The sequence below is a fragment of the Tepidiphilus sp. J10 genome, assembly GCF_006980785.1.
Classification (GTDB): Bacteria; Pseudomonadota; Gammaproteobacteria; order Burkholderiales; family Rhodocyclaceae; genus Tepidiphilus; species Tepidiphilus olei.
Genome location: NZ_SBHP01000001.1, coordinates 193,308 through 211,543, shown reverse-complemented (window position 1 = coordinate 211,543; position 18,236 = coordinate 193,308). Strand labels below are relative to the sequence as shown.

General features: G+C 65.1%; 21 protein-coding genes. 13 read left to right on the top strand and 8 right to left on the bottom strand.

Going from position 1 to position 18,236, the window contains the following annotated elements:
* Positions 1-12 precede the first annotated feature (12 nt).
* From EPD81_RS01030 to ompR, 5 genes are all read right to left on the bottom strand, one after another.
* Complete coding sequence (locus EPD81_RS01030) at positions 13-798, bottom strand: peptidyl-prolyl cis-trans isomerase (RefSeq protein WP_142803589.1); 786 nt, start codon at positions 796-798, stop codon at positions 13-15.
* Positions 799-912: 114 nt separating this feature from the next.
* Positions 913-1,179: a BolA family transcriptional regulator gene (locus tag EPD81_RS01025; RefSeq protein WP_142803588.1), complete on the bottom strand. Its 267-nt coding sequence runs from the start codon at positions 1,177-1,179 to the stop codon at positions 913-915.
* Positions 1,172-1,774: a septation protein A gene (locus tag EPD81_RS01020; RefSeq protein WP_142803587.1), complete on the bottom strand. Its 603-nt coding sequence runs from the start codon at positions 1,772-1,774 to the stop codon at positions 1,172-1,174. Before EPD81_RS01020 ends, EPD81_RS01025 begins: the two co-directional genes overlap by 8 nt.
* The gene (locus EPD81_RS01015; RefSeq protein ID WP_142803586.1) at positions 1,771-3,162 is read right to left on the bottom strand and encodes an ATP-binding protein; all 1,392 of its coding nucleotides are present in this window, start codon (positions 3,160-3,162) and stop codon (positions 1,771-1,773) included. The genes EPD81_RS01020 and EPD81_RS01015 overlap by 4 nt, the downstream gene beginning before the upstream one ends.
* A complete protein-coding gene (gene ompR, locus EPD81_RS01010; protein WP_142803585.1) occupies positions 3,159-3,902 on the bottom strand; it encodes a two-component system response regulator OmpR in 744 nt (247 codons plus the stop codon). The genes EPD81_RS01015 and ompR overlap by 4 nt, the downstream gene beginning before the upstream one ends.
* Positions 3,903-4,001: 99 nt before the next feature.
* On the opposite strand from ompR, the gene tsaB reads away from it, so the two are divergent.
* From tsaB to EPD81_RS00990, 4 genes are read left to right on the top strand one after another with little or no spacing between them, the layout of a single operon-like run.
* Complete coding sequence (tsaB, locus tag EPD81_RS01005; protein ID WP_142803584.1) at positions 4,002-4,709, top strand: tRNA (adenosine(37)-N6)-threonylcarbamoyltransferase complex dimerization subunit type 1 TsaB; 708 nt, start codon at positions 4,002-4,004, stop codon at positions 4,707-4,709.
* Positions 4,706-5,188, top strand: coding sequence for a ribosomal protein S18-alanine N-acetyltransferase (gene rimI, locus EPD81_RS01000; protein WP_221929155.1), 483 nt, complete (start codon positions 4,706-4,708; stop codon positions 5,186-5,188). The genes tsaB and rimI overlap by 4 nt, the downstream gene beginning before the upstream one ends.
* Entirely contained in the window at positions 5,185-6,111 is a 927-nt protein-coding gene (locus EPD81_RS00995; protein WP_142803583.1) for a uracil-DNA glycosylase family protein, read from the top strand. The genes rimI and EPD81_RS00995 overlap by 4 nt, the downstream gene beginning before the upstream one ends.
* A 60-nt stretch (positions 6,112-6,171) precedes the next feature.
* Positions 6,172-6,822 (top strand): hypothetical protein, encoded by a 651-nt coding sequence (locus EPD81_RS00990; protein WP_255446479.1) that lies wholly within the window; start codon positions 6,172-6,174, stop codon positions 6,820-6,822.
* Positions 6,823-6,876: 54 nt separating this feature from the next.
* On the opposite strand, the gene lplT is transcribed toward EPD81_RS00990, so the two are convergent.
* Positions 6,877-8,127: a lysophospholipid transporter LplT gene (gene lplT, locus EPD81_RS00985; protein WP_142803581.1), complete on the bottom strand. Its 1,251-nt coding sequence runs from the start codon at positions 8,125-8,127 to the stop codon at positions 6,877-6,879.
* A 125-nt stretch (positions 8,128-8,252) separates the two neighbouring features.
* Here lplT and EPD81_RS00980 point away from each other — a divergent pair, with 125 nt between their 5' ends.
* The 9 genes from EPD81_RS00980 (at position 8,253) to EPD81_RS00940 (ending at position 16,080) form a co-directional block, all read left to right on the top strand.
* A complete protein-coding gene (locus EPD81_RS00980) occupies positions 8,253-9,134 on the top strand; it encodes an NAD(P)-dependent oxidoreductase (RefSeq protein ID WP_142803580.1) in 882 nt (293 codons plus the stop codon).
* A gap of 8 nt (positions 9,135-9,142) precedes the next feature.
* The gene (gene gmhB, locus EPD81_RS00975) at positions 9,143-9,718 is read left to right on the top strand and encodes a D-glycero-beta-D-manno-heptose 1,7-bisphosphate 7-phosphatase (protein ID WP_142803579.1); all 576 of its coding nucleotides are present in this window, start codon (positions 9,143-9,145) and stop codon (positions 9,716-9,718) included.
* Between the two features lie 22 nt (positions 9,719-9,740).
* A complete protein-coding gene (gene tviB / locus EPD81_RS00970; protein WP_255446467.1) occupies positions 9,741-11,048 on the top strand; it encodes a Vi polysaccharide biosynthesis UDP-N-acetylglucosamine C-6 dehydrogenase TviB in 1,308 nt (435 codons plus the stop codon).
* A 126-nt stretch (positions 11,049-11,174) separates the two neighbouring features.
* Entirely contained in the window at positions 11,175-11,408 is a 234-nt protein-coding gene (locus EPD81_RS00965) for a hypothetical protein (RefSeq protein ID WP_028874509.1), read from the top strand.
* Positions 11,405-11,683 (top strand): type II toxin-antitoxin system RelE/ParE family toxin, encoded by a 279-nt coding sequence (locus tag EPD81_RS00960; RefSeq protein WP_142803578.1) that lies wholly within the window; start codon positions 11,405-11,407, stop codon positions 11,681-11,683. The genes EPD81_RS00965 and EPD81_RS00960 overlap by 4 nt, the downstream gene beginning before the upstream one ends.
* 258 nt (positions 11,684-11,941) lie before the next feature.
* Complete coding sequence (locus tag EPD81_RS00955) at positions 11,942-13,177, top strand: lipopolysaccharide biosynthesis protein (protein WP_185955316.1); 1,236 nt, start codon at positions 11,942-11,944, stop codon at positions 13,175-13,177.
* Positions 13,174-13,932, top strand: a complete 759-nt coding sequence (locus EPD81_RS00950) for a bifunctional 2-polyprenyl-6-hydroxyphenol methylase/3-demethylubiquinol 3-O-methyltransferase UbiG (protein ID WP_142803576.1) — start codon at positions 13,174-13,176, stop codon at positions 13,930-13,932. The genes EPD81_RS00955 and EPD81_RS00950 overlap by 4 nt, the downstream gene beginning before the upstream one ends.
* Complete coding sequence (locus EPD81_RS00945) at positions 13,929-15,059, top strand: glycosyltransferase (protein WP_142803575.1); 1,131 nt, start codon at positions 13,929-13,931, stop codon at positions 15,057-15,059. The genes EPD81_RS00950 and EPD81_RS00945 overlap by 4 nt, the downstream gene beginning before the upstream one ends.
* Positions 15,052-16,080 (top strand): glycosyltransferase family 2 protein, encoded by a 1,029-nt coding sequence (locus EPD81_RS00940; RefSeq protein ID WP_185955315.1) that lies wholly within the window; start codon positions 15,052-15,054, stop codon positions 16,078-16,080. Before EPD81_RS00945 ends, EPD81_RS00940 begins: the two co-directional genes overlap by 8 nt.
* On the opposite strand, the gene EPD81_RS00935 is transcribed toward EPD81_RS00940, so the two are convergent.
* Positions 16,077-17,087, bottom strand: a complete 1,011-nt coding sequence (locus EPD81_RS00935; protein ID WP_142803573.1) for a glycosyltransferase family 4 protein — start codon at positions 17,085-17,087, stop codon at positions 16,077-16,079. The genes EPD81_RS00940 and EPD81_RS00935 overlap by 4 nt on opposite strands.
* Positions 17,084-18,235 carry a glycosyltransferase family 4 protein gene (locus EPD81_RS00930; protein WP_142803572.1) on the bottom strand — a complete coding sequence of 384 codons (1,152 nt, stop codon included), beginning with the start codon at positions 18,233-18,235 and terminating at the stop codon, positions 17,084-17,086. The genes EPD81_RS00935 and EPD81_RS00930 overlap by 4 nt, the downstream gene beginning before the upstream one ends.
* Position 18,236: the final 1 nt, after the last annotated feature.

The following is an 18,236-nucleotide window of genomic DNA, read 5'->3' as shown; positions in this document are numbered from 1 at the left end:
GACTTCTCGCGCTTACTCGACCTTGGCTTTGGCGACCAGTTCTTCGAGATGATTTTGGATCTTTTGCTGCTGCAGCTGCTGTTCGATCTGCGGGCGGATCTGTTCGAGCGGCGGCGGGCTTTGCGGACGCACGTCGTCGACGCGGATCACGTGGTAGCCGAACTGGGTCTTGACCGGGGTCTTGGAAGTCTCACCTTTTTGCATCTTGCCCAGCGCCGTGCCGAAGTCGGGCACGAACATGTCGGGCGTGACCCAGCCGAGGTCGCCCCCCCTGTCTTTACTGCCCGGGTCTTGCGACTGCTTGACCAGCTCGTCCCATGAGGCGCCTTTCCCGAGTTTGGCGATGATGTCCTTGGCTTCCTCTTCTTTTTCCACGAGGATGTGGCGCGTGTGGAATTCATCGCCCGAGTACATCGCCGTGATTTTCGCGTAGGCGTTCTTGATCTCTTCTTCGCTCACGGGATTCTTGGCCACGAAATCCTTGAGGTAGGCGCGAACGAGCACGCCCTGGCGGGCGAGCTCCATTTCGGCCTTCACTTCGGCTTTCTTGTCGAGCCCCGCCTTCTTCGCCTGCTCGGCGATGACGGCACGGCGGATGAGTTCCTCCTTGACTGCTTGACGCAGCTGCTCGTTGTCGGGCAGCCCCTGGGCGACCTGTTCCTTGATGATCACGTCCATGTAGATCTGGGGAATGGGCTGTCCATTGACCTTGGCGGCGTGTTGGGCCATTGCGGGCAGGGCGACGAGTCCGAGCCCGAGGACGGCGGCCCGGACGGGAGTGCGGAGTTTGGCGTACATGGGTTTCCTTTCACGGATGAAGAATCGGCGCGCGGTGACGGGCACCGTAGCATGGAGTTTAACCGATGACGGAAGAAAGGTGGATGCGTCCGTGTTGCAAAATGCAAGCACGTCTCACTCCCCTGGGGCGAGCGCCGTGATGGCCAGTGCATGCACGCCTCGCTGCATCAGATCGCCCGCGGCGGCGAACACCAGACGATGGCGCTGCACCCGGGACAACCCCGCGAAGCGCGGCGAGACGATGCGCACGCGGTAATGTCCGCCGCCGGCCGATCCGGCGTGGCCGGCGTGCGCGGCGCTATCGTCGTGGATCTCCAGCTCGAGCGGTTCGAGTGTCTGCAGGCGCCGGCGCAGCGCGACGACACGTTCGGGTTCAGGCATCGGATTTTTCCTCTTGCAGATGACGGGACAACCAAAGGGATTGGGCGAGCACGAAGAGCACGGTCGCTCCTAGGGTGCCGAAGAGCTTGAAATTCACCCAGGCCGCTTCGGAATAATTCCATGCGACGTAGAGATTGAGCGCCCCGAGCACGAGAAAGAATCCACTCCACAAGTCGGAGAGGTGCGCCCAGACGGGGTCGGGAAGTCGCAGCTGCGCCTGCATGGCGCTGCGGATCAGATTGCGGCGCAACAGCCGGGCGCCGATGAGCGCGGCGGCGAAACTCCAGTACAGCGCCGTGGGCTTCCACTGGATGAAGGCGGGATCGTGCAGGAAGAGCGTCGCCCCGCCCAGGACCGTGACCAGAGCGAAACTCACCCAGAGCATGCGATCGACGGGGCGCCCGCGCAGGCGCAACGCCAGGATCTGGGCGACGGTCGCGAGCATCGTCGCGGCAGTGGCGATCAGAAGGGGCAGGGTCGAAGGGGGCGCTGCCAAGATCGTTCCCAAGGGAGCGACCGCTTCGGGAAAGAGTCCGGCGACTCGATAAGCGAGAAAGAAGACGAGAATGGGAAGGAGATCGAAAAGCAGTTTCATGGGGCGTCCTGCGAGGAGGAAGGGTTGGGAAGCGGAGGGGGTGCGGGCGGCAGTTCGAGGGTCACGGCAAGCCCGCCGCCGTCGCGGTTGGTGAGCGTGAGGCGCCCGCCGAGCGCCTCGATGGTGCGCTTGACGATGGCTAGCCCCAAGCCCGAGCCCGTCACGCCGCTGCGCATGGCCGATTCGGTACGCGCAAAAGGGGCGAGCACCCGCTCGAGCTGGTCTTCGGGAATGCCTGGGCCGCGGTCGGCCACGGTAAGCATGGGGACGGCGGCATCCTCGCCGAGCAGGATCTCGATGGGGCGTTCGGTACCGGCATATTTCTTTGCGTTGTCGATGAGGTTGACCAGCACCCGGCGCAAGGCCGCGCGGTTGGCGCGTACGAACACGTGGGGCGCATCGCTTTTCCATTCGATGGGCGTGCCGCGCAAACGTTCCTTGGCCACGACTTCTTCGACGAGGGCTTTGAGATCGAAGGTTTCGTCGGCGGCGAGCGCGTCGACCTTGGCATAGTCGAGGAATTGGCCGACGATGCGGTCGATGTCGTCGAGGTCGGCTTCCAGCGTTTGCGCTTCGTGCTCGTCGATGGGGAGCAGCGCCAGGGCGAGCCGCAGGCGCGTGAGGGGGGTGCGCACGTCGTGCGACACGCCGGCGAGGATGAGCGCCCGTTCGGTCTCGTTGAGCCGCAAGCGCTCGACCATGGTGTTGAAAGCCAGAACCAGCTTGGCGAGCTCGGCCGAGGCGGGCATGGGCAGGAGCGTCGGTTGCCCGCCGGCAGCCACCGTCTCGGCGGCGCGGCGCAGCACGCGCAGCGGGCCGCTGATCCAGCGGGCGATGACGAAGGCGCCCAAAAGTGCCAGTACGAGGATGACACCGGCGAGCATCATCCATTGCCAGGGGTCGGGGCGGGGGATCCGTTCGGGGGGAAAACGCAGCCAGTAGCCGCGCGGATCGTCCGGCGAGAGGCGGAAATACACCCACAGGCCGGGCTGATCGCGCCAGCTTTTGCCCACCTGGGTGGAGGGACCGAGCAGACGGCGCAGTTCCTCCTGCAGGGCGCGATCGGGGTCGTCGTCGGGCAGCGGCTCGACTTCGTCGCCGAAATCGGCCGGATAGACGGCGATGCCCTCGAGCGTGACCCAATCGATCATCAAGTCGCCCTGAAAGCGCTGCGGGGTGTGGCGCAGCGCCGAGCGCGTCAGGTTGATCACCGAGGCGATCAGCCGGGCATTGTCTCTGGCACGCTGTTCCGTCTCGATCTGCCAGGACAGCCACCACCAGCTGGCGGCGGCAGCCAGGAGCAGCGCGGTGATCGAGACGAAAAGCTGCCAGAAGAGGCTCACCCGGCACAGCAGTGCCCGTAGCCCTTGTTCACGCGACCCGCTCATGGCGAGGATTCGGGCTCCTCGGCAGGCGCATCGGGGACGAAGACGTAGCCCACGCCCCAGACGGTCTGGATGTAGCGCGGTTTGCCCGGATCGGGCTCGACGAGGCGGCGCAGGCGGCTGATCTGCACGTCGATGGCGCGATCGAAGGGGCCATGCTCCCGGCCACGGGCGAGCTCCATGAGCTTGTCGCGGGTCATGGGCTGGTTGGGATGTTCGGCGAGCACGCGCAGTACGGCGAATTCACCGGTAGTGAGCGGGATTTCCTCGCCGTGGCGCGTGAGGCGGCGCGTGGTGAGGTCGAGTACGTTGTCGCCGAAAACCACCGTGCCGCCCTGCGGTGCCGGGGCGCCGAGCGGCTCGCGCGGGCGGCGGCGCATCACGGCGTGGATGCGCGCCACCAGTTCGCGCGGGTTGAAGGGCTTGGGCAAATAATCGTCCGCGCCCAGCTCCAGCCCGCGGATACGGTCTTCCTCGTCACCCTTGGCGGTGAGCATGATGACCCCGAGCGGCGCTTCACGTTGGCGCAGACGGCGCAACAGCGTGAGCCCATCTTCGCCCGGTAACATGAGATCGAGAATGACCATGTCGAAATGCTCGCGCTCCAACGCCCGCTCCATGGCCGCCCCGTCGGCCACGGCCTTGACGGGGAACCCCTGGGTGTGCAGGAAGCGCGTGAGCAGCTCACGCAGACGGGCGTCGTCATCGACGAGCAGGACGCGGCAGCGGCCGATTTCATTCATGGGTCCAATCCTCCCCGGCTGGAAAAAACGGCAACGGTGTTTGGCGGGATTGTCGCAGATCGCGCGCGAAAAAGCCCCACCCGGCGGTAAAATGCCCGCATGGATCTGCTCGCGATCGAAACTTCCGGCGAAATCGCCTCCGTGGCGCTACAGCGTGGCGATACCGTCTGGGAGCGCCGTCTGCAGGGCTACGCCCGACACGCCGAACACCTCTTGCCCGCGGTGCACGCCGTGCTCGCCGAAGCGGGGCTCACCGTGGAGCGGCTCTCCGCCATCGCGTTTGGCGCCGGCCCCGGGGCCTTCACCGGGCTGAGGCTCGCCTGCGCCACGGCGCAAGGGCTCGCCATGCCGTGGTCGCTGCCGCTCGTGCCCGTCGGTACGCTCGAAGCGCTGGCGGCGCAGGTGGGCGAGGCAACGGTGCTGGCGCTCGCCGATGCCCGCATGGGGCAATGCTATCACGCCTGGTTTCGTTGCTCGGGGGGGCGCCTCGAATCGCTCACCGAAGCGGGCGTGGAGGTACCGGAGGCGGTTCCCCTGCCTCCAGCGGATGGCCCATGGCATATCGTCGGCCAAGGGATGGAGGCGCTGTGGCCAAGGCTACCGGAGCCCATCCGCGCCGGCGCGCTCGAGGTCGTGCTCGATGCCACGGTCCAGGCCCGCGACCTGCTGCGGCTCGCGCGGCGGGCGTTCGCCGAGGGGCGGACGGTTCCGCCCTGGGAGGCCGCGCCCTACTACGTGCGCGACAAGGTGGCGCTCACGGCCGAGGAGCAGGCTGCCTTGCGCCAGGGCAGGATGCCAGCGCCGTGAATTGGCTGCGCCTGCGTGCCATGCGCGAGGACGATTTGCCCTGGGTGACGGCGCTCGAGCGCACCGCGCAGGAAACTCCTTGGAGCGAAAAGAGCTTCCGCGAGGCGCTCACCGCCGGGTACGCCTGCTGGGTGGCGGAAGTGCTGTCCGGGGAGGATCCCGCGACCGCGGCGGCCGAACCGGTCGGTTTTCTCATCCTGCTGCTCGTCGCAGGTGAGGCCGAGATCTTGAACCTGGCGATCGACCCGGCCCATCGCGGCCGGGGACTGGGGCGGGAGATGCTGGAGGCCGCGCTCGAAGAGGCGCGCGAGCGCGGCGCCACCACGGTCTGGCTGGAAGTGCGCGTCTCCAACCAAGCGGCGATCGCCCTCTATCAGCGCAGCGGTTTTGCCATCGTCGCCCGGCGTCGCGGCTATTACGCCACGCGGGAAGGGGCAAGGGAAGACGCGCTGGTGATGCAGCGGGAACTCGTTCGATGAGCGTGCCGATCGACGAAAAAGAGCGCTTTGCCCGACTCGAGGAAATGGGCTTGACGCCGCTGTGGCGTCTGCGTACCCGCTTGCGAGCGGCCGGCGAGGCGGGTGAGGCCAAGGGTGCGCACCAAGAATCCTCTGCCGTCGCGGCCCCGACCGACCAGACCTTGGATACGTCGCCGCAGAAACCCGCCGCGGCCGCGGCGGCATCGTCCGTGCCGGCCGGGGAACGCGCTCCGGGGCAGCCGTCTCGCCCCTCCTCCAGCCCGGCCGGCAAACGTCCGGATCTTCGCCCGGTTCCTGCCACGCCCGCTGCGCCTGCCGTTGGCATTCCGGCACGGACCGTCGACCCGGAGCGCTCCGCTCGTATCGCCACGCTCGACTGGGAGGCGTTGGAAGCGGAGATCCGCGTCTGTACCGCCTGTCCGCTGCACCGTACGCGTACCCAGGCGGTGCCCGGCGTGGGCAACCGTCAGGCGCGCTGGATGTTCGTGGGCGAAGGGCCGGGGCGCGAGGAAGATCGACGCGGCGAGCCTTTCGTCGGTCCCGCGGGGAAATTGCTCGACGCCATGCTCTTCGCCCTGGGGCTGGATCGCACCCAGGTCTATATCGCCAACGCGGTGAAGTGCCGACCGCCGGACAATCGCACGCCCACGCCCGAGGAGATCGCGGTCTGTGCGCCGTTCCTCTTTCGCCAGATCGCCCTGGTGCGCCCGCGGGTGCTGGTGGCCTTGGGACGTCCGGCGGCGCTCGCCCTTCTCGGCGAAGAGATCAAGATCGCCCAGGCGCGGGGCCAAATCTTTCGCTACGGCGACATCCCCGTCGTGGTCACCTATCATCCCGCCTACCTCCTGCGCAACCCCGCCGACAAGGCCAAGGCCTGGGAGGATCTATGCCGGGCCCGGGCGCTCGTCGACGGGCAGGGGTAGCGCATCGAGCTCGCCGGGCGCATTGGCGCCACGCGGCGCGTCTCGGGGCGGTTGGAAACGGTGGAGCCGCTACCGGGCGTGGGAGCGGTCGCACTCACCGTGGCGCCCCAGCACTGGCCGGGGCATGAGGCAGGGCAATTCGCTTTTCTCGGGCTCGATGCGCAGGAAAAGGCCCATCCGTTCACCATCGCCAGCGCCTGGGACGAGCGCTCGCCACGACTGTCCTTCGTCGTCAAGGCGTTGGGGGACTACACTCGCAGCTTGCCGCAGCGGCTGCGGCCTGGGCAAGAGGTGCATCTCGAGGGGCCTTACGGCGGCTTTACCTTTGACGACGAGGCACCGCGCCAGATCTGGGTGAGCGGTGGGGTGGGCGTGACGCCGTTTCTCGCCGCTTTGCAGCAGAAAGCGTTGCGTGGTTCGCCCCCCTGCCCGGTCGATTACTTCCATTCGCTCTCGGCGCCGGATGAGGTCGTCGAGGCGCGGCTGCAAGCACTTGCCACGGAGGCGGGGGTGCGGCTGCATCTCGTCTGGCCGCAGCGCGACGGGCGGCTGACGGGCGAGCGCATCCGCGCCGCCGTGCCGCAATGGCGCGAGGCGAGCCTGTGGTTTTGTGGCCCCGAGGGATTCGCCGAGGCGCTACGGCGCGACTTCACCGCCGTGGGATTCGACGCGCGCCGCCGATTCCATCGCGAATTCTTCGACTTCCGTTAGGACGACGCCGGGCGCCGCGAAAACCGTCGGGCAGGCGCGCGGGCCAATCGCCCTTCAGTGGCGGTCGATCATCTCCAGCAAATGGAGCGAGTCGATATGGCGCTGGTTGGCGCGGTGCCATGCCCAAACGGCGATCATGGTGCACGAGACGAGGAGCCCGAAGAGCGCGATCACCCAATGGATCGATACATCGAAATACAACAGCAGCGCGTAGAGTCCAATCATCACTAGGATGGCCAGATTCTCGTTGAAATTTTGCACCGCGATCGAATGCCCCGCGCCCATGAGGATGTGACCACGATGCTGCAGCATGGCATTCATCGGCACGACGAAAAAACCGGCCAGCGCGCCGATGACGATCATGAGTACCATGGCCAGGGTGAGCGAATACACGAACACCATGCCGATCGTCACGAATCCCATGAGGATGCCCAGCGGGACCACTCGCGGCGCTTCGCGCAGTGCCACCCATTTTGCGGCGGCCACCGAGCCGATCGCGATACCCACGGCCACCACCCCCTGCAACAGCGTGGCCTGCGACAGCGACATGCCCAGATTCACCTCGGCCCATTTGAGCACGATCAACTGCAGCGTCGCCCCCGCGCCCCAAAAGAGCGTGGTCACCGCCAGCGAGATCTGTCCCAGTTTGTCGCGCCACAGCAGAGAGAAATAATGTCCGAATTCGTGCAGGAGATACAAGGGGTTTTTCTTGAGTGGCACGTGCGCCACGCCGGTGTCGGGCACGTAGAAGTTGAATACCGCCGCCACCCCATAGAGCAGCACCACCACGAACAGGGATACCCATAGGCCATTGTGCAGCCAGGGGAACCAGGCGTCGAACCGGTCAACCACCCCCGGGGCGACCAGGATGCCCCCGAGCAGCGTTCCCGTGATGATCGCTCCGACGGTGAGCCCCTCGATCCAGCCGTTGGCCACCACCAGCAGGCGGTGTGGCAGGTACTCGGTGAGGATGCCGTATTTGGCCGGCGAATAGGCCGCCGCACCTATGCCGACGATGGCATAACCCAACAAGGGATGTGCGCCGAAGACGATGAGGAGACACCCGACGATCTTGATCGAATTGGTGATGAGCATCACGCGCCACTTCGGCATCGAGTCGGCGAAGGCTCCGACGAAGGCCGCGAGCAGCACGTAGGAAAGGGTGAAGAAAAATTTCAGGAGCGGTTCGTATTCGGGCGGCGCCTCGATATGGCGCAAGATGCCCATCGCAACGATCAATAGGGCATTGTCGGCCAGCGCAGAGAAGAACTGCGCGGCCATGATGAAATAGAAACCGCCGGGCATCGATCTCGCTCCTGGGGCGACTGCGAAACGGGCGAAAAGAGTGCGTAGTGTAGCAAGATGTCGCGCCGTTTTTTGCTATCCTCACCAAAAGCAAGAGGGAGCATTTTTTCGCGGGAGAAGTTCTCATGGACGTCGGTTTCATCGGTCTCGGTCTGATGGGGCGCCCCATGGCGCTCAACCTCCTGCGCGCGGGGCACCGGGTGCACGTCTGGGCTCGCCGCAGGGAATCGATGGCGCCGCTCATCGAAGCCGGAGCCATCGCCGCAGATTCTCCGGCCGAACTCGCTCGCAGCGTGCGCATCACTTTTTCCATGGTGGCCGACGCCCCGGACGTGGAAGAAGTCACTCTAGGGGAACGGGGCGTGGCCGTCGGCGCCCAGCCGGGGCACATCCACGTCGATTGCAGCACCATCGCGCCCGAAGCCGTGCGCCGCATCGCCGCGCGGCTCGCCGAGCGCGGCGTTCTCATGCTCGATGCCCCCGTCTCCGGTGGCGAGATCGGCGCCATCGAGGGCACGCTCACGTTCATGGTCGGCGGCGACGAATCCGCCTTCGCCACCGTACGTCCGCTGCTCGAAGCCATGGGGCGCACCATCACCTGGATCGGCTCGAGTGGGGCTGGCCAAGTCGCCAAAGCCTGCAACCAGATCCTCACCGGCGTCACCGTGGTGGCCGTGGCCGAAGCCTTCAACCTCGCCCGCGCCGAAGGCGTCGACCCCAGCCGCGTGCGCACGGCGCTCTTGGGCGGCTCGGCCTACTCTCGCGTGCTGGAAAACCACGGCGCCCGCATGCTCGAGCGCAACTTCCGTCCCGGTTTCAAGGCCTGGATGCACCAGAAAGACATGCGCATCGTGCTCGACGAAGCCCACCGCAGCGGCGTTCCCGCGCCCCTGTCGGCGGTGGCCGCGCAATGGTTCAACGCCCTCGTCGGCGCCGGCCTGGGCGAGGAAGATTCGATCGCCGTGCTCAAACTCTTCGAGCAGATGAGAGGAGGGCAGGGGCGTTGAGACCGAGCATGAACGGCAAACCCGCCGTCTTCCTCGACCGCGATGGCGTCCTCAACGAAGATCGCGGCTACGTCCATCGCTGGGAAGACTTCTCCTTCCTGCCCGGTGCGATCGAGGCCCTGCGCCAGCTGCAGCAGAAAGGCTATCTCCTCGTCGTCATCACCAATCAATCGGCCGTCGCCCGCGGCCTGTGCACGGAAGCCGACGTCCTCGCCCTGCACGAACGGATGCGCGCTTTCTTGCGCGAACGGGGCATCGAGCTTGCCGGCATCTATCACTGCCCGCACCACCCCCAGGGCAGCGTGTCGGACTATGCCATCGCCTGCGCCTGCCGTAAGCCCGAACCCGGTATGATCCTGCGCGCTGCCCAAGAGCACGGCATCGACTTGTCCCGTTCGCTCCTGGTGGGCGACAAGCTCAGCGACCTCGAAGCCGGCCGCGCCGCGGGAATTCCTTCCCTCTACCTCGTCGTACCGCCGGGGCAGGAAAAGGATCTCTCCTCCTTGCCGGAGGCGCAACGGGTCTCGGGGCTGAGCGAGGTGGTGGAGCGGATGTTCGGGTCGCAAGCAATGCCCTCTTCATGAGGACTCGGCTACAATGATAGACATGAACGCCCGACACGACGCCAATTCCCAGAACCTCTCTTCTCCAGCCGCCCCTATGGCGGTAATCGGCCTCGGCTACGTCGGCCTGCCGCTGGCCGTCGAATTCGGCAAGCGCCGCCCCGTGGTCGGGTTCGACCTCAAGCGCAGCCGCATCGAAGAACTGCGCCGGGGGCTCGACCGCACGCGCGAAGTCTCCGCCGAAGAACTCGCCGCCGCCCGTCACCTCCGCTTCACCGACGACCCGGCGGAGCTCGCGCGCTGCACCGTCTTCATCGTCACGGTGCCCACCCCCATCGATCGGCACAAGCGCCCCGACCTCACCGCGCTGCTCGCGGCCAGTGAAACGGTGGGCAAAGCGCTCAAGCCGGGCGATCTCGTCATCTATGAATCCACCGTCTATCCCGGTTGCACCGAAGAAGACTGCGTGCCCGTGCTGGAGCGTGCCTCCGGCCTCGTCTTCAACCGTGACTTCACCGTCGGCTACAGCCCCGAGCGCATCAACCCCGGCGACCCCGAGCACCGCCTTCCCACCATCAAGAAAGTCACCTCCGGCTCCACGCCCGAGGCCGCCGAACGGGTCGACGCCCTCTACCGCGAGATCATCACCGCCGGCACGCACCAAGCCCCCAGCATCCGCGTGGCGGAAGCCGCCAAGGTGATCGAAAACACCCAGCGCGACGTCAACATCGCGCTGATCAACGAACTCGCCATTCTCTTCGATAAACTGGGCATCGACACCCAGGCCGTGCTCGAGGCAGCCGGCACCAAGTGGAATTTCCTCCCCTTCCGTCCCGGACTCGTGGGCGGGCACTGCATCGGCGTAGACCCTTACTACCTCACGCACAAGGCGCAGGAAGTCGGGCACCACCCCGAGATCATCCTCGCTGGACGCCGGCTCAACGACGCCATGGGCGCCTACGTCGCCGGGCGCGTGGTCAAGCTCCTCATCAAGCGCCGCCACCCCGTCGAAGGCGCCCGCGCCCTCATCCTCGGGCTCACCTTCAAGGAAAACTGCCCCGACCTGAGAAACACCCGCGTGATCGACCTCATCGCCGAACTCCAAGACTACGGCATGAACGTCGACGTGCACGACCCCTGGGCCGACCCGGAAGAGGCGTGGCAGGAATATGGGCTTCGAATGGTGCCAGAGCCGCGGTGCACATCCTATGATGCCATCGTGCTCGCCGTGGCGCACCGGCAATACCGCGAGATGGGGGCAGGGGCGATCCGGGCGTGGCTGAAGTCGGGCGGGGTGGTGTATGACGTGAAACACGTGCTCCCGAGGGAGGCGGTGGAGGGCAGGTTGTGAACCTCGTTTCCATTCAGGTTCGACCCTTGGGCGAGAATCGACCTTGGCGACGTCGGATGACCGCCCTTGACCGCATCGTAGCGCATGCTACAATTGTGGTAACCTGAAATTCAATGGAGCATTGCGATGAGCACGGTGTCTGTGCGTATCGATGAGCGCTTGGTCAATGCTGCACGCGCTGCAGCCAAGGCCGAGTTCCGTACCGTCCAAGGCCAGCTGGAATTCTGGGCCAAAGTAGGTCGCGCCGCGCTCGACAACCCGGATCTGCCCGCATCCTTCATTGCCGAGAGCCTGATGAGCATGGCCGAACCGCGCGAAGACAGCACTGCCTTCGTCCCCCGCTCAGCAGCCAAGGCATGAGCTGGAGTGTTCGGCAAACTCGGCGCTTTGCTCGCATCTACAAAAAGCTACACGACAACGTGGTGGCCGAAGTCGATGCGGCCATCGAGACCGTGGCTCAAAACCCCGACATCGGCGAGAAGAAAAAAGGAGACCTTTCGGATCTGTGGGTCTACAAGTTTCGCTGCCTCGGTCAGCTCTACCTCTTGGGCTACACCCGAGATGACGGCGTTCGCTTGGTCTATCTCGAAGCCGTCGGTCCCCACGAGAACTTCTACCGCGACTTGAAACGCTAAGGCAAACGCGACGTCGAAGGACTTGCCCGCACGGGGCTGCTCGTCGTCGAGGAAAAAATCCCACCGCGGCCGCCTACACTCGGCCACGAGCGAGGAGCTCGAGACCTAGGCGGACCGCGTGCTCGACTCGCAGCGATGAGTGCACGGCAATGCCCCGGCGCGGCTACAATAAGCGACATGAATGCCCGGCATGATGCTGAGCACAGCACATCTCCCACGGGAAAACCCGATGTTCCGAATCCTCCGGACGGCGGGATCTTGAACCTCGTCCTGCACCGTCTCCTGACCTGGCGCCCCGGCGGCTACCTGCGCGCGAGTGGCGGCTTGTTCGGCTGGCTGCTGCTGCGCGCGGCGGCGCAGGCAGCGATGGTCGTGCTGCTCGCCCGTGTGCTGGGGGTGGAGGGCTACGGCCTTTTTGTCACGGCCTTGGCGGTGAGTGGCTTTTTCTCGCCCATCGCCGGCTTGGGGCTGGGGGGACTCTTGCTGCGCGACGGCGCGCGCGAACCGGCAGCGTTGCCCCGCCAGCTGGGCATGGCGCTCGCGCTGTGGTGGCCGGCGGCGCTCGTCTGTTCCTTGGCTGCCACGGCGCTGCTTGCCTGGAGCCTGCCTTCGCGCATTCCGCTGGCCGCCCTCGCGGCGTTTGCCCTGGCAGAGATCGGTGCGGCCTCGTTCCTCGAACTCGCTGCCCGGGTCGAGCAGGCCCGGCATCGGGTGGGCGCTTTCGGAGCGATCCTGGCCGGCATGATCCTTGCCCGTCTGGCCGCGCTGCTGCTCTATGCCGCCCTGGGCGCGGTGGATCCGGTCGGCTGGCTTTGGGTTTACGCAGCATCGAGCGCGATCTATGCCGCGTTCCTTGCGCGCCGGCTCGTGGCCGGGCATCGGCCGGTATGGCCACAAAAGCGCGACTGGCGCATGGCCCGCGAGAGTTTTCCTTTCACGATCGGCGCGCTGTCGTTTCGCCTGCAAGCCGAATTCAACAAACCGCTGCTTGCCCGGGCGAGTTATGGCCAGGCAGGCAGCTTTGGCGTGGCGCAGCGGGCGGTCGATCTGGCGAGCCTGCCCTTGCAGGCGCTATTGGAGGCGCTCTGGCCTAGACTTTATATGGAGAAAAATTTTGGGCGGCGTTTGTTCATTTCGGGCAGCGTGCTGATGCTGCTTGCCATGGGCGCGGGGGCTGCGTTGGTCTGGGTGGCGCCGCTATTGCCGCATCTTCTAGGGGAGGGATTCGAAGCCACTGCCGCGTTGCTGGGCGCGCTGGCTTGGCTGCCAACCGTGCAAGTTTTGCGAAACCTTATCAATTATCCGCTCACGTTGCCTGGAAACAGTCATCTTCTCGGTTGGGTGTATGGAAGCGGCGCTGTGCTGAGCGTTGTCATGACCGCCGTCTTGGTCGCCGCTTTCGGCATGCAGGGTGCCATTATGGCGACGTATGCGAACGAGATTGGACTGGTCGCGCTGTTGCTGATGACAAGCTGGATGAGGAGACAAAAGTGAATGATCCACAGCAGGAGTTGTTCGCCAATTACGCCCGATACTACAAAATGGGGGCGTATCGAGATCGCCTGCCGGACGATCTCGAACGGCTCAAGCGCGACCGCTTGCCCGCATGGATCGACACCATCCCCAGAAATGCGCGCGTGCTCGATGTGGGGTGTGCCGAAGGTCATTGGCTCGAAGCGCTGCGTCGGGTTGGTTTTAGCCAGTTGACAGGGGTGGAACTCTCGGCGCAGCTTCTCGAAAGTGCTCGGGCTCGGCTGGGCGACCATGCCCAATTGATCCAGGCCGATGTGCGTGATTGGATCAAACGAGCGCCTGCGGCCAGTTATGATTTGATTTTCTTTCACGACGTGCTGGAACACCTGCCGCGCGAAGAAACCATTTCGATTCTGCGCGAGTTTCATCGCCTTCTGGCGCCGGCTGGAAAGCTGCGAATACGCGTCCCCAATTTGGCATGTCTGGTTGGTCCTTTTCATCAGGCCATCGATTTCACTCATATCACGCCCTTTACCGAGTTTTCGCTGTTGCAGGTCTTGGAAGCGGCGGGGTTCAGCGCATCCTGCGTCACGTTTGAATCTCAGGCGCCCAGGTTGTTCTGGTCCTGGCGCCGCCCACACCGGGCCCTTTTGCGCCTGCTGAACCGTTTGCGCTGGCATCTCAACAGAGTCGTGCACAAGGCGGTGTACCTATTGAATGATTACGATATGCCCCGTTGCTACGACATTGCCTTGGTGGCCTTGGCGCACAAATGAAGAAACCGCGTTTGCTGTTCGTCATTCCCGATCCGAAGCCCGGTGGGGCGAAATCGATGAACCTATACCTGGCCACCGAGCTGCAAACACGCGGTTGGCCGGTGCGTGTGGCCGTGCTCTTCGATCGCGATCGGGTACTGAATGAGGCGGTCTGTAGCGGCCTCGAGATCACGACGCTGGGGCAACGCGGCCCCAGCGGGCAGGTAAAGGCGCTTGGACGTCTTGTCCAGTTGGCGCACGAAGCCGACATCGTCATCGGCGGGGTAGAGTGCGCCGCCACGACCTATGGGTTCCTGGCGGCCAAGCTCGCCAGGCGCGCGTTCCTTTCTTGGATGCACACTGCTTTCGAGATGCATCAAAGGCATTTGAGTCCCATGGATCGTTGGGTGAGCCGTTTCGTCTATCGTCGGTTGCCTTGGGTGGTCTTTCCATCCCGTGGCGCTTGCGCCTCGCTGGCCGCGGCGCTTGGCGGCATGCCGCTGGCCGCGCAGTGGCGGGTAATCGAAAATTTCCTCGTCCTCGACCCGTCGTATCGAACGGCAGATACCGGCGCCCCTGACGGCCTCATTTTCCGTCGTCCAGTCATCATGGGCGTCGGCCGCTTGGATCTGAGGTCAAAAGCCTTCGATCGCTTGGTGCGCATCCACGCGCGTCTGCTCGCCAGCGGAATCCCGCAGCATCTGGTGATCCTGGGAGAGGGGCCGGATCGCCCCGCGCTTGAGCAAGAAATCGCGCGCCTCGGGGTCGGTGAGACAGTTTTTCTGCCGGGTCACGTGAACAACGTGACCGACTGGTTGGCGCATGCCACGGTGTTCGCGCTGTGTTCCCGCTACGAGGGGTTTGCACTCGTGTTGCTAGAGGCCTTGGCGGCTGGGGTGCCTGCGGTGGCAATGGATTGTCCCGCAGGGCCGCGCGAGATTTTGCGCGATGGAGAAGCCGGCGTGTTGGTGCCTGAAGGCGACGAGCCAGCTATGCAAGCGGCCATTGCCCAACTGTTGCTTGATCCTGAGCTGCGCGCTCGATTCATCCAGACGGGATTGACGCGGGCCCGCGATTTCACGCCTGAATACATCGTGCCGAAGTGGGAGGCGCTGCTGCAAGAAGCCTGGGAGCAGTGGCGTGACTGAACTGGTTTCGGTGATTCTGGCTACCCGCAATCGTGCAGCAAGCTTGCAACGGGCACTGGCGAGTATCCAGCGGCAAACCTATTCCTATTTGGAAATCCTCGTCCTGGATGACGGCTCGACCGATGGCACGTTTGCCTTGCTGGAAAAAATTGCCGCGCACGATCAGCGGCTTCGTATCTTGCGCACTGAGATTTCCCTGGGGCTGGCAAGCGCTTTGAACCAGCTCATCGAGGCAAGCCGGGGGGTCTATCTTGCGCGGATGGACGACGATGACTGGGCCTATCCGCAGCGGCTCGAACGTCAGATCGCCTATCTTGAGGCGCACGACCTCGATGTCTGCGGAAGCTGGTATCGGCGCATCGCCGGATGGCGGCGCAGCACGATGCGGCCGCCGACCGAGCCTGAAGTCATCCAAGCCGAGTTGTTGTTTCAGCCGCCGTTGTTGCATCCTTCGGTGCTCATGCGCAAGGTTGTGCTCGAACGCCATGGCGGTTATCGCACGGATTATCCTCATGCAGAGGATTATGAGCTTTGGACGCGCCTGGCGCCCTGCTGTCGCCTGGGCAATGTCCCGCTGGTATTGATGGATTATCGCCTTGCCGCCAGCCAAATCTCCAGGCAGCATAACGCCTCACAGTCAGAAGCTGCGCAGCGCATCCGTCAAGAATATCTCCGGCGCCTTGGTATCCCGCACGATACTGACGAGGCGACTCGGCACGCACGCCTGCGAGCCCCGCAGCCCATCGACACGCTCGTGGAGCTTGAGCTGGCAGGTGAATGGTTGGGCAAACTGGCAAGCCACTTCCCGCAGGAAATTCGCTCGGTATTCTCACGGCAGTGGTTTTTATGCGCGGTGCGGGCGGCGGGGCTGGGTAGGACGGCTTATCGTCTGTGGGCGAGTTCCGCACTGGCGGCGGACGCGCCGCCTTTGCGCAGGGCGATGTTATGGTCGTTATGTACCCTACGATTGCGCTATCGCTCTGCGCCTTATCGATGGCTGGAGCCGCTGGTTTCTGGCTAGTCCATCACGGCGCCATAGATTTCCCTATAGCGGTGGACCATCACCCGTTCATCGAAGCGGCTGGTCGCCCGTTGTCGCGCCGTTTGCCGCATGGCGCACCAAGCGGCAGGGTTTTCAGCCAATCGACCTATCTGCGCAGCAAAAGCTGCCACGTCGTCTTGCGGACACAAAACCCCCGTCACTCCATCTTCCACCACCTCCGGCAGCGAGGAAGTTTTGGCGGCAATGACCGGCAACCCGCAAGCCATGGCTTCGAGCGGTACAAGGGGCAATCCTTCGAGGCGGCTGGGGAAGAGCAAAGCGTCGGCTTCTTGGTAGGCCCGCACCAGATCTTTTCCGGAAAGCCGCCCCAGGCAAGCCGAGTTGGGCGGCAGCCGAAAGCGCGTGTGAGCGCCGTTTCGATCGGCGGTGTATTGCAGTAGGAAGCCGTTACCCAAGCGCTCCATGATCGGCCCCAAAAGATCAACTCCCTTGCGCGCGCTCCAATTTCCCACATACAGCAGGCGAAACGGGCGGTTGGGCGCCGTGCGTGCGATGGGAGTGAACGCCTGGCAATCGATGCCGTTATGAATGACCTGAATGTCGCGAATGCCGAAGCTCGCCTCGATTTGCGCAGCGGTGTAGTGGCTCACGGCAACCACGCAGTGCGCGCGTGCGAGGTTGGCCGCTTCGATGGGATGGATCCAGTGTTTGTGATAGAGCGCTTGCAGGCGACTTTTGTAGGGCAGCAAGGCGGGATCGTGAACGGATGAATGGACCGTCACCACGATAGGAAGCCCCGGCGGCACAAAGCGCTGCGGCAGCCATGAATTAATGTGCACCACGTTCGCCCAGGCGGGCGGCTTGGGAACGGGCACGCTCCACGGCGCATACTCTGCCCGGTGCGGCAGCCAGGTGATTTCGGCGCGGATGCCTTGGGCGTTGAGGGCAGCGCAGAGGCGTTCGGTGAAGACATCGGCGCCGCTGCCGCAGCGGATGGCAGGGAACCAGACTCGTGGCGTCGTCATCGATCGCCTCCGACCGGGAGCGGCGTTGTCTGTAAAACCTGCCTCACCCTTTCCCCAAACACCTCCCACGCAAACCCTTTGGCAAACGCGCGGATGCCCGCTTCGTCCAAAGGCGCATCCAGCAATCGCAGCACGGCATCGGCAAAGGCGGCGGCGTCACCGGGCGGCACCAGGTAGCCGCTTTGGCCGTGCGCCACGGCGTCGGGCACGCCGCCCGTGGCATAGGCCACCGTCGGCACGCCGTGCGCGGCCGCTTCGATCGCTACCATGCCGAAACCTTCCGGATCGCCGGGAATCTCGCGCACGGGGAAAACGTGGACGTCGGCGGCGTACCAGGCTTCATCGAGCGCCGGGCCGACGAGGGGGCCGGTGAATCGCAGGTTGCGATCGCGGCCTAGGCGGCGGGCGTCTTCGAGAATGGCTTCCGGCATCTGGGCTTGGGCATGCAGGGCATCTTTCGGCACGTCGCCCACCACCACGAGTACCGCGTCCGGCCGGCGGGCGACGACGCGGGGCAGCACCTCGCGCACGAATTCGCGCAGGCCCTTGCGCGCCGTCAGGCGCCCGACCGAGAGTAGGACGGGCCGCTCGCCCAGACCGTGCCGGACACGAAAGCGGGCGCGGGCTTGGGGATCGGGCGGCGGGAGGTCGACGCCGGGATGCACGATGGCCAGCCGCCCGTCCGGCACGCCGAGCGCGCGGGCGAGCCCGGCGGTGTAGCCGCTGTTGGCGACGAGCCGATCGAGCCGGCGGATGGCAGGATGCCACAGCGCGCGATACACCGGATGCGGCACGGCCAGGTCGAGCCCGTGTGCGTAGGCGGCGGCGCGTGCGCCCGAGACACGGGCCGCGGCGAGCGCCATGGGCGCGGTGAGGGCGCTACCGGCCACGATCCACTCGGGCCGTAGCCGAAGCGCGAGCGCCATCGTGCGCGCAAACGCGCTGGCGAGAAAGCGTGGCAACGGACGCAGCGGCACCGCGTGCAGCGTGACCGTCGGCGGCAGGTACGCTTCCGCGCCCATGGGGCCGAGGACGTGCGTCTCGGCGCGTTCGGCGAGCGCCATGGCCAGTTGCAGGTTCAACCGCTCCATGCCACCCAGCAGCGGCGGAAGGTTGCGGGTAACGAGCAGGACGCGCGTCGCGCTCATC